At 33.8% G+C, this 10,684-nt stretch carries 10 protein-coding genes; all 10 read right to left on the minus strand.

What is annotated here, in order from left to right; translation table 11 throughout:
* Window positions 1-158: 158 nt before the first annotated feature.
* A complete protein-coding gene (locus IAE51_RS11830) occupies window positions 159-1,661 on the minus strand; it encodes an ABC transporter permease/substrate-binding protein (RefSeq protein ID WP_200095630.1) in 1,503 nt (500 codons plus the stop codon).
* Window positions 1,658-2,575, minus strand: a complete 918-nt coding sequence (locus IAE51_RS11835) for an ABC transporter ATP-binding protein (protein ID WP_109990758.1) — start codon at window positions 2,573-2,575, stop codon at window positions 1,658-1,660. The genes IAE51_RS11830 and IAE51_RS11835 overlap by 4 nt, the downstream gene beginning before the upstream one ends.
* A 125-nt stretch (window positions 2,576-2,700) precedes the next feature.
* Window positions 2,701-4,008, minus strand: coding sequence for an NAD(P)/FAD-dependent oxidoreductase (locus IAE51_RS11840; protein ID WP_058206784.1), 1,308 nt, complete (start codon window positions 4,006-4,008; stop codon window positions 2,701-2,703).
* 137 nt (window positions 4,009-4,145) lie between these two features.
* Complete coding sequence (locus IAE51_RS11845) at window positions 4,146-4,574, minus strand: Spx/MgsR family RNA polymerase-binding regulatory protein (protein WP_058203616.1); 429 nt, start codon at window positions 4,572-4,574, stop codon at window positions 4,146-4,148.
* 160 nt (window positions 4,575-4,734) lie between these two features.
* The gene (alr, locus tag IAE51_RS11850; protein ID WP_003132601.1) at window positions 4,735-5,838 is read right to left on the minus strand and encodes an alanine racemase; all 1,104 of its coding nucleotides are present in this window, start codon (window positions 5,836-5,838) and stop codon (window positions 4,735-4,737) included.
* A 44-nt stretch (window positions 5,839-5,882) separates the two neighbouring features.
* A complete protein-coding gene (gene acpS, locus IAE51_RS11855; RefSeq protein WP_021468491.1) occupies window positions 5,883-6,242 on the minus strand; it encodes a holo-ACP synthase in 360 nt (119 codons plus the stop codon).
* 102 nt (window positions 6,243-6,344) lie between these two features.
* Window positions 6,345-7,763, minus strand: coding sequence for a dipeptidase PepV (gene pepV / locus IAE51_RS11860; protein WP_143458830.1), 1,419 nt, complete (start codon window positions 7,761-7,763; stop codon window positions 6,345-6,347).
* Window positions 7,764-8,192: 429 nt separating this feature from the next.
* On the minus strand, window positions 8,193-9,224 hold the full coding sequence (locus tag IAE51_RS11865) for a hypothetical protein (protein ID WP_200095631.1): 1,032 nt from the start codon (window positions 9,222-9,224) through the stop codon (window positions 8,193-8,195).
* The gene (locus IAE51_RS11870; protein WP_200095632.1) at window positions 9,224-10,294 is read right to left on the minus strand and encodes a hypothetical protein; all 1,071 of its coding nucleotides are present in this window, start codon (window positions 10,292-10,294) and stop codon (window positions 9,224-9,226) included. Before IAE51_RS11870 ends, IAE51_RS11865 begins: the two co-directional genes overlap by 1 nt.
* A 161-nt stretch (window positions 10,295-10,455) precedes the next feature.
* On the minus strand, window positions 10,456-10,684 hold a 229-nt coding region (locus IAE51_RS11875), incomplete at its 5' end, for an LPXTG cell wall anchor domain-containing protein (RefSeq protein ID WP_200095633.1).

A 10,684-nucleotide genomic window follows, 5' to 3' on the forward strand; every position in this document is an offset into this window, starting at 1 on the left:
TTAAAAACAAGACTTTTAGAATACAAAAAAGCCCACCAAAAGTGGTAGGCTACTCTTTCACTAAAGCACCAAAACATCATATTCTTGCACTTTTACACGCGCTTTTAGATTTTCTTATCATCTAAAGCAAAAAAGCCATTATAAAATGACTTTTTCTTTTAAATCAATCCTTTAGCTTTCAAATATCTTTCTGCTACTTTTGCAGCATCTTCTTGTTTGACATTAACATCATAATTCATCTCAATCATCTCTTGGTCAGTAATTTTTCCTGACAGTTTATTGAGAATCTTTTTGAGTTCAGGATATTTTTTTAATAAACTTTCTTTCATCAATGGTGCTGCTTGGTAAGGTGGGAAAAGATTTTTATCATCTTTCAGGACAGTCAGATTATATTGCTTGATTTGACTATCAGTAGAATAAACCTCAACGACATTCACAGCACCAGAATTTAGTGCTTTATAAATTAAACTATTTTGCATGGTTTTGACATTTAAATCAAGACCATAAAGCTTTCTCAAACCAATATTTCCATCTGAACGATTAGCAAACTCAACGTCAAAGCCTGCAGTTAAACCTGAAACATTCGCTAAATCAGAAATTTTGGTGAGCTGATGCTCTTTAGCAAAATCAGATTTGACGGCAATTGCATATGTATCTTGAAATTTCATTGGGGACAGATATGTAAATTGATTAAGTTTTTTTATTCCTTCTTCTGCCTTTTGCCAAACGACATTAGGATCAGTTGAACTCACTGGATCTTTCAAAAATGTTGAAGTAATGGTTCCTGTGAATTCAGGATATAAATCAATTTTTCCAGCTTTCAAAGCATTATATAAGAAAGTGGTATCACCAAAATTAGATTTTAAGTTCACGCGAATATTACTATCTTTTTCAATCATTAGTTTATACATGTTAATCAAAACATCAGGTTCTGCTCCCAATTTACCAGCAATTGTAATTTGTGGATGATTAGAAGTTTGAGGTCGATAATAAGAGCCTCCAAGAACGAGTAAGCCAATGAAAAAACTGATGAGAATTGTTTTTATCTTGGCTTTTTCTAAAAATTTTAAAAGACTACTGAAAATAATCGCTAAAAGTGCTGATGAAATTGCTCCAATTAAAATCAATGAAACATCATTCATATTGATTCCGAGCAGAATAAAGTTCCCTAAGCCTCCAGCACCAATCAAAGCAGCTAGTGTTGCGGTACCAATGACCATAACTGTACTCGTCCGAATTCCTGCCATGATAAAGGGCATCGCTAATGAGAGCTCAAATTTCATCAATCGTTCTCTTCGATTCATCCCAAATGCTGTTGCAGCTTCGATTAAAGAAGGTTCAATTTGCTCTAAACCAGTATAAGTATTTTGAACAATAGGGAAAATCGCATAAACAACAAGAGCGACAATTGCTGGTAAACTTCCGATTCCGATGAATGGAATCAAGAGTCCTAGCAGTGCCAAACTAGGTATAGTTTGAAAAATTCCAGTGACTTGCAAAACTGGTTCAGCAATTTTGGGAAGACGTCGTAACAATAAAGCTAAAGGAATCGAAATCAGAATTGCAATAAAAATTGAAATTAATGAAATCTGGATATGTTCTAAAAGCGCCTGCCAAAATTGGCCTTGCTGGCTTTGAAAAGTTGAAATTAGCTGATTCATTTGTCACCTCCTGCGATATAGCATATAATATCATCTGAGGAAATTGACTTGCCCTTGTATTTTAAAACTTCCTTATCAGAAAGACGATTAATTATTTCCGAAATAGCCGTATTGTCAGCAACTTCTTGCGCTTCTGGATTTACTGACAGCTCTGTCAGTAATAAATTTTCAACAGAAACCGTTGATAAATTCTGACGGTATTCTTTAAAAAATGTTTTAACGAAATCATTTGCCGGATGTTGATAGATATCTGCTGGTTCAGCAATTTGTTGGATTAATCCATCATTCATTACAGCGACTCTGTCAGCTAAATAGAGCGCTTCATCTAAGTCATGTGTCACAAAGACCACTGTTAAATTCATTTTTTTCTGTAAGTCTTTGATAAATATTTGTAACTGACGTCGTGAAATTGGGTCAAGTGCTGAAAAAGGTTCATCCATTAAGACAATTTTGGGATTTGCGGCAATGGCTCGTAAAATTCCTACCCTCTGTTGCTCACCACCTGATAATTCACTAGGTTGGCGTTGAGCGTAATCTTTAGGATTCAAACCAACTAAATCAAGTAGCTCATTGGTTCTGTCAGCAATTTTTGCTTTATCCCACCCCTTCATTTCAGGAATTAAAGCAATATTTTCTGAAACAGTCAAATTAGGAAAGAGAGCAATTTGCTGCAGCACATAGCCCACAGATAAGCGCAATTTTCGTAAATTTGCCGTTGATATTTCTTCCTTATTGATTAATATTTTTCCCTCACTGTGAGTGACTAATTGATTAATCATTTTTAAAGTAGTCGTTTTCCCACTTCCACTCGGCCCCACTAACACAAAAAACTCTTGGTCTTTAATTGTAAAATTAGCATGATCAAGAATTTTTTTGTTAGCAAAAGCCTTGGACACATTCTGGAATTCAATCATGAATGTCCTCATTTCTATCAGTAAAATTTACTGACAGCTTGAAAATAAAGTCTGTCAGTAAAAAATTTATTCTGCCGTAACTTATTGTTTCTACTATTATAATGTCGGTAGTAATTTATTTTCTGTCAGTAAAAATATTCTAAGTCACTAGCCACTGTTGGATAAGTGAAAATCATTTTTTCAACATCCGCCAAAATCATTTTTTGTTGAATTAAAATATTAATTAAATTAATCACTTCATCAGCCACTGAACTTACCGTTGATGCCCCCACGATTTCTCGCTTTTCATTGAGTGCAACTTTTAATTTTGCCAAGGGGTCATTAATTCTTTTATAAGTATACCAAGAACTTAAATCTAAAGTCTTGGTATGAATCCCCTCACCTGCCAAATGGCCAACCTCAGCCAGTTTTGCCGTTCCAAAAATGATTGTAGGAATTGCTGGATAAGCAATTTTTTGCGGTTCATCCTTAACTAAATTTTCACCTAAATAAGCTCCTTCAAAAGAAGAAACAGGCGTCAAATGAGGTTGATTTTTAGAAAGTACATCTCCCATCGCATAAATTTTAGAATTGCTTGTTTGTAAATATTCGTTTACCTTGATACCTTTAGCATCCGTTTCGACACCTACTTTTTCTAAATTTAGCTTATCACTATTTGGCTGACGGCCTACTCCCGCAATCACTAAATCTGTTTTATGTTCAAAATCAGTCCCGTCAGTCAGTAAAAATCCGTCAGCAACTTTTTCGACTTTATTTACAGAAATATCCTCGATAAATTTAATACCTTGAGCTTTAAGGTAATTAATAAATTCTTGCCCCATTTCTTCATCAAAATGAGCAACTCTCGCTTTTTTACGTGAAATAATAGTAACATCGCTTCCAGCCGCTTTAGCAATTTGAGCCAGTTCTAATGAAATTGGCCCACTCCCTAAAAAGCTGATTTGAGCGGGAAATTCTTCAAGCGCTAAAAAATCATTACTTGTTTTTAAAAATTCTTTTCCAGCAATATCTAAAAGACGTGGACGGCTTCCTGTTGCGATAATGTAAGTTTTAGCTTGATAAGTTTTCCCTTCAACTTCAAGCTCTCCTTGATCATTAAAAGCGGCACTGCCATATATTGTTTCTATTCCAGCATTTTTCAAACCAGTAAAAGTTGATTTTTCATAAGGGTCAGTAATATTTAGTTTACGACTTTTCAGCCCTTTCCAATCAATGTTTAATTCACCAGAAATACCCTGCCCTTTTAACTGTTCGACACGACTTTTGGCTTCGACAACTGCCATCATCATTTTTGTTGGGTCACAACCATAGTTTGGACAAGTTCCTCCCCATTTATCATTCTCAATAATTCCGATTTTGTTATCTTTAGTCTTTAAACGATAAGCTAATCCTAGTCCACCGGGTCCGGCACCAATAATAATATAATCAAACATTCTTTAGCCTCCTAATTATTAATAGATCTTTAAAATGTACTCATGATACAACACTTTAGCTTAATTCTACTTTTTTTCTCTAAAATAATAAACTATTTTGCTTTATATAGAAAAAATTCAGTAGCCTAACTACTGAATTATCCTTCATGAAATTGTTCTTCAATATCCAAATTATAAGAAGCTTCTGTTGCCACTTTAATTTGAATCTCTCTCTTTTTTCTTGGTAAAAATTTTCTAATCTCATCATCATTGTAACCAACTTGTAGTCGCTTATGATCGACAATTAAAGGTCGACGTAAGAGCGTTGGATTTTCTTCAATTATTTGAATCAAATTATTTAATTTAATCGTTTCAAAATCAATATTTAATCGTTGATAAGCTTGACTTCTTCTAGAAATGATATCTCCAGTTCCTTCCTCAGTCAATGCTAAAATCTCTAATATATCTTCCTTACAAATTCGACTCGTAACCAAATTTATTTCTTGGTAAGCAAGATTTTGTTTCTCCAACCATTCTTTTGCTTTTTTACAAGAGCTACAAGATGCTACTGTGTATATTTTTATCATAGTGTTCACCTCATTTTTTTCTTATGGCTTTCTCATTTATATCTTAATTATATTTTACCATAAAAAGACAATTTGTAAAGGGTATCATGAGGAAAAGATTAGGAATTAATTCATTTTTAACCTAAATGAAAAAAACTGCAAAAATACAGTTTTTTTCATTTTATTTATAAATTCGTTTGATTCTATCAGAAAGTAAACAAAGCACTTCATAATTTATCGTTCCACGCCAATCAGCAACATCTGTCGTCGTGATTTCATTAGTCTTATCACGACCAATCAGGGTAACTTTTGTTCCTAGAGGATAAGATTTATCAAGTTTTATCATCATTTGATCCATACAAACTCGACCAACAATCTCACAAAATTCTCCATTTACCAACACTTTGAAGCCTTGCATTTGACGAGTCCAACCATCAGCATAACCAATTGGAACAGTTCCAATCCATGTTTCTTCACTTGTTTCATAAGTTGCACCGTAACCAACTGTTTCGCCTGCGGCTATTTTTTTAATATGAGTCAATTCAGAAACTAAAGAGAGAGCAGGTTCGATTTCAAAAGGAAGTTCCAAAGTTTTACCACTTGGATTCAAGCCGTACATTGAAATACCTAAGCGTTCAATAGCTTGAACCTGTTCTTTATGCCATAAAGCGGCGGCCGTATTAGTTGAGTGAACAAATTTTGGTTTACGTGATAAGCCGGCCATAATTTTGTTAAATCTTGCCTGTTGATCTTTAAATTTTGTATCATCAGCCATATCGGCGGTCGCAAAGTGAGTGAAAATCCCTTCAAAATTAATCGCATATTTATCTGCAAGTTCAATCATCTGATTTGCTTCTTCAACATCCCGAATCCCAATCCGACCCATACCAGAATCTACACCAATATGAATTTTTAAATCTGAAAGTTCTGCTTCTTCTTGAACAACCAATTTTAACCATTCTAAACTTGGGGCAGTAAGACTGATATTAAGAGCAGCTGCAATATCAACATCTTCTGGAACAATTCCTGATAAAACTAAAATCGGTTTAGTTACCAAATGATTCCGTAATTCAATTGCCTCATCAAGGTTTGATACACAAAAACCGCCTACCAAATCGCTCACCGCTTTAGAAACCTCAACCGAGCCATGACCATAAGCATCTGCTTTCACTGCTGGCCAAATTTCCGCATTAGGGTGAATATGTTTTTTAAATTTTTCAATATTATTTCTAATCGCCTTTAAGTCAACAATGGCTGACGTATTGCGATGTGGAGAAGTTTTCATCTTTTAAACCTTCCTCTAGTTTAAGCAAAAATTTTTATTACTTCTTAATTCTTTTCCAAAACAACAAAAGCAACAGCTTCTAAATTACTATGCGAGATAGATAAATGAACCTGTCCATCAAAAGGATGTTTAGTAAAATAGGGTTTTCCTAATTCATCATTTTTGATTTCAAGGTCATGCATGCCCAAAGCCTTACCAAATCCCGTACCGTAAGCTTTAGAAAAAGCTTCTTTTGCTGCCCAACGTCCCGCAAGAAATTCAGTTTTACGAGCGGTAGATTGAAAACTATTATATTTTTCTAATTCCACTGCCGTAAGAACCTGTTCCACAAAACGTTCAGAACGTGTCAGTGCTTTTTGAATTCGAGAAAGCTCTACATTATCAACACCTGTTCCAAAAACCATTTTTCCACCTCTATTTATGGAATAAAAGGTTAAAATCTGGCAAATTATGCCAGATTTTTAAACCCTTAAAAGTTTAGTCACTAAACTCTTTAATTTTATAAATTACTTTGTAAGTTCATAAATTGCTTCAGCATAAATTACTGCCGCTTTATAAATATTTTCAACAGGTTTCATTTCATTAGCTTGGTGCATTGAATCAGGTTCCCCTTCAAACATCGCACCATAGGCAACTCCACGTTCTAAAAGACGTCCAAATGTTCCACCGCCGATGATTGTTTCATAACCTTTAAGGCCTGTATGTTTTTCATAAACATCAATTAATGTTGATACAAGTGGGTCTGACATTGGAACATAATGTGGAACATGAAGGTGTTTTGAAAGTTCAACTTCAACAACACCATCAAGTTTAGCAAGAATTTCTTGCATACGTTCTGGACTATTTCCTTGTGGGAAACGGAAGTTAAGCGCGATTTTACCTTCAGAATTCTCATCAAATGACCAAACACCAGCGTTCATTGAAGTATTACCCATTAATTCATCAACATAAGCTGTTCCCAATTTTTCACCTTCATGGTCTTCAAGAAGTTTTTCAGCTCCAACTTTAATGAAAGCAGCAGCACCACCAGCAAAATTAAATTGGTTCAAGAATAAAGTAAGGTAAGTTGCTCCATTTACACCTTTTTCTGGCATCGCACCATGTGCTGATTTACCATAAAGTGTAATTGTCGCTTTTCCAGCACTTTCTTCAAGGTCAAAACGAAGATTTTTGCTTGCATGTTCAGCTACGAATTTTTCAAGTGCAGCTTGTAAATCTTTAGCACCTGAAATTACTGCAGTTGCAGATTCTGGAACCATATTTTCGGCAAGACCAGCTTTAAAGCTGTGAAGAACAACTTCTCCATCATTTTTGCCTACAAAATGGAGATATTCTGTAATATTTCCTTTTTCACCATTGATAATTGGGAATTCAGCATCAGGTGAGAAACCAAAGTCAGGCAATGGCAATTCACAATGTTCAAAATAGTAATCCATATCTGCCCAACCAGTTTCTTCGTTTGTTCCAACGATAAAACGGATTTTTTTGCTTAATGGAAGATTGAGTTCTTTCAAGATTTTAAGGGCATAGTAACATGCAACAGTTGGACCTTTATCATCAGATGCTCCACGAGCATAAAGATTACCATTACGAATTTCTGGTTCAAATGGATTTGAATCCCAACCAGAACCTGCAGGAACAACGTCTAAGTGACCGATAATTCCAAGAACTTCTGCATCATCACTTGCACCATTTTCGTATTCAAAATGTCCAACATAATTATCATAATTTTTAGTTGTATAACCATCACGTTCAGCAATCTTCAAGAATGCATCCAATGCTTTTCTTGGACCAGGACCAAATGGATTTTCAGCATCTGCATGTTCCATATCCATTGCAGAATCAATGCGCAAAAGGCTAAATAAATCTTCCATCAAAGCGTCTTTACGCTTTTCAACTTCGGCTTTAAAATCAATAGTTGTCATAATCTTCTCCTTGAAGTAGTATATTTATCTATTATAGCACATCTTGTCAATAGGGTTCAATATATTCCAGTAGGTTAACCTAATTACATAGTAAAAAGACAAATATTTTTTCCATGCGAGTCTCTGCAGAACTAGAGGATGCCTTTTATCCTCATTATTACTATTACTCATGTTTATAATTCATCAAAGAAAATTTTATTAACTTTTGATCCCCTAACACTTTAGAATATAATTTTGCTATCTTTTATATTATCTTGATCATAAAATAGGTACAACTGGCAGATTGTAATAATCAACATAAAAAAGTATAGAGTCCTTATAAATTCTGTTTCATAAAAGAAAGATTTCAAGATGTAATCTTCTTGAAATCTTTCTTTGTTTATCATAAACCAGTTTTCTATAACATTAACTATTATTTACATTCTAGTCTTAAGAAATAGAATCATTTATTCCCAGAGTTAGAAAAGCCACCCCTTCTAATAGCGCGCGTTGGGCAAAGTATCCCGTTGAAACAGCACGTTGATATGTAGCCACTTTTTTCAATATTTTTTGATAATCATTTTCATTTAATTTTTCAAATACCCTATCAATATCGTTAAGATCATCAACTATTAACCCTATCCCTGCTCTTTCAACTAATTCTTTTACTGCACTATCTGATCGAACTAGGACGGGTAAACCGGAAGCCAAATATAACGAGAGCTTGGAAGGGCTAGTGTAAGCAGAATAACTGTCCCAATCATAATTATTTGTATTTGTCGTAACATTGTTAATGAGATCGACTGCTCCAAATCCACCATCAAATATTTGAGGTAATTCAATTGCTTTTCTATGTGGTAAAACAGTAATATTTTCTCTAGTACTATTGCTGCTTCCTATCACCACTATATCGGTTTTTCCATGATAATTTTTCAAAGAAATAGCCCTACCACTTGCTATATAAATTTTTTGTTTCCAGTTTTTTGTTTTAATTGGCCCATTATAAATAAAATCAAGAAAATCAAAACTTAGCATTGGGGTTGAAACTCCTTCTTTTTTTAAACGTCCTGCAAATTTTTTTGTCGGTACAATCAATAGATCAAAAGTTCGAAGTTGCTCCAATAAAAAATCTGTTTTTGGATTATAATCCCCTTTATACAACCAAGTATGTAAATCAAGAACAAATGCTATCAGCTTGACATTTTTCATTTTTTTCAAAAAATCAATGCACTCTTTTTGAAAATTCATTGCTAGAATATAAAGCGGAAAAGGTAAGAGTACTATGTCTCCAGGCTTTACCTGCGAAAAAAGCCCTTCAATTATTTCCGCACGACGAGTACTATTATTTGCTAAATCATCATAAAGAATATAATTAATCTCTCTAAACCCAACATTTGAAGCACTTGTCGAAAGATTTTGTACTGCAAGATAACGGTTATCTGAAGGTTGTTCCCCTTCTAAACGTAGAACCCAATTAGTCATTATTCTGTTTCTCCGATTCCTTTATAAACATTGTCCTCATAACCTAGTTCTAATGTTCTTATAGCATTAAGTAGAGCACGTTTGGTAAAGAGCCCCGATGCTACCGCTCCCTGTATTCTAATTACTGATTCTAACATAATTTGATAATCCGCTTCTGTCATTTTTTCTATAATAGTATCAATACTTGCCAAATCGGGCACGACGATACCAATTTTATTCTTCAAAACCCAAGTAGCATATGGACTATCTTCTAATACAACTAGAGGTATACCAGATGCAAGAAAAATAGACATAGACATTGAATTTTTATATTTTTGAGAAAGATTTCTTTTTTCTTTTATCGAATCATACATTTCCGGAATATCAACTAAACCAAATCCACCTTTCAAATGATAAGGGAGCTCCTCAAATGTATCAATTGAACGAAAAGTGACAGAACTTGAAATAGATGAGTTAGGTAAAGATTGTCCATAAATAGCTAGTGGTGTTTTAAATTCTACTATATTTTCAAAATTAGGAATAGGATGTTCAACAATATAAATAAGTTGTTTTGAAAGCTTCATTTCATAAATCCTTTTCTGAGATAAAAAGTCATTGATTATCATTGGAATCATTGGCTTTGTAACATTATCCCGTCTTAACATTTCGGACATTTGCTCATTTAAAGTAACAAGTAAATCAAATTTAACCATCTGAGAGAGAAAAAAATCTGATTCAGGATTATATGGTTTATTATCATTATATGTAATCACTTCATTAATAAAACCAATTATTTTTATATCTTTTTTTTGTTTTAACCTATCAATTAATTCATTTTGAAAATTAAACTGAATCCACAGAGGTAGCTGTATAACAACAACGTCTCCCTCCTCCACTGGAGCTATCATTGATTCAATTAAATTGGTACGACGGCTTCTATTATTTTGCAAATTAACAAAAGGTACGTAATTAATTTCTTTAAAACCGATGGTTCTGGCTGCTTCCGCTACCATTCTATTAACAATGAAAAGTGGTTCGTTGATTTCATCAATCGGATTTATTGAGGACAACTTTGTTATCCAGTAGTTCATAATATGCTGCTCCTATAAGAAGTACTCCATTGAAAAGTGAAAATAATTTTTCACAATGGGCTAAATATTGTTAAATTAAGATTATATCTAACAAATATACTATTTAGGTTAACTAATTAATGCTTAATTAAAAAGTAAATGTCGTTATAGATCCTTGATCATCAATTTTCTTTTCTCTTTCTCTTAACTCCAATAGCTACAAGAAGCATTGTCAGGGTTGTAAGTAAAGTTCCAATTTCAGTCAAAGAATCTCCTGATTCTTCACCAGTTTTAGGTAAATATCCTGAATTTGAATCACTGTCTGAAACTGAATCGGAGATTGAATCTGACGTTGAGTCACTATCTGAAACTGAATCGGAGATTGAGTCTGACGTTGAATCGCTATCTGAA

This window comes from Lactococcus sp. S64, assembly GCF_016516525.1.
In the GTDB taxonomy this organism is placed as follows: Bacteria; Bacillota; Bacilli; order Lactobacillales; family Streptococcaceae; genus Lactococcus; species Lactococcus lactis.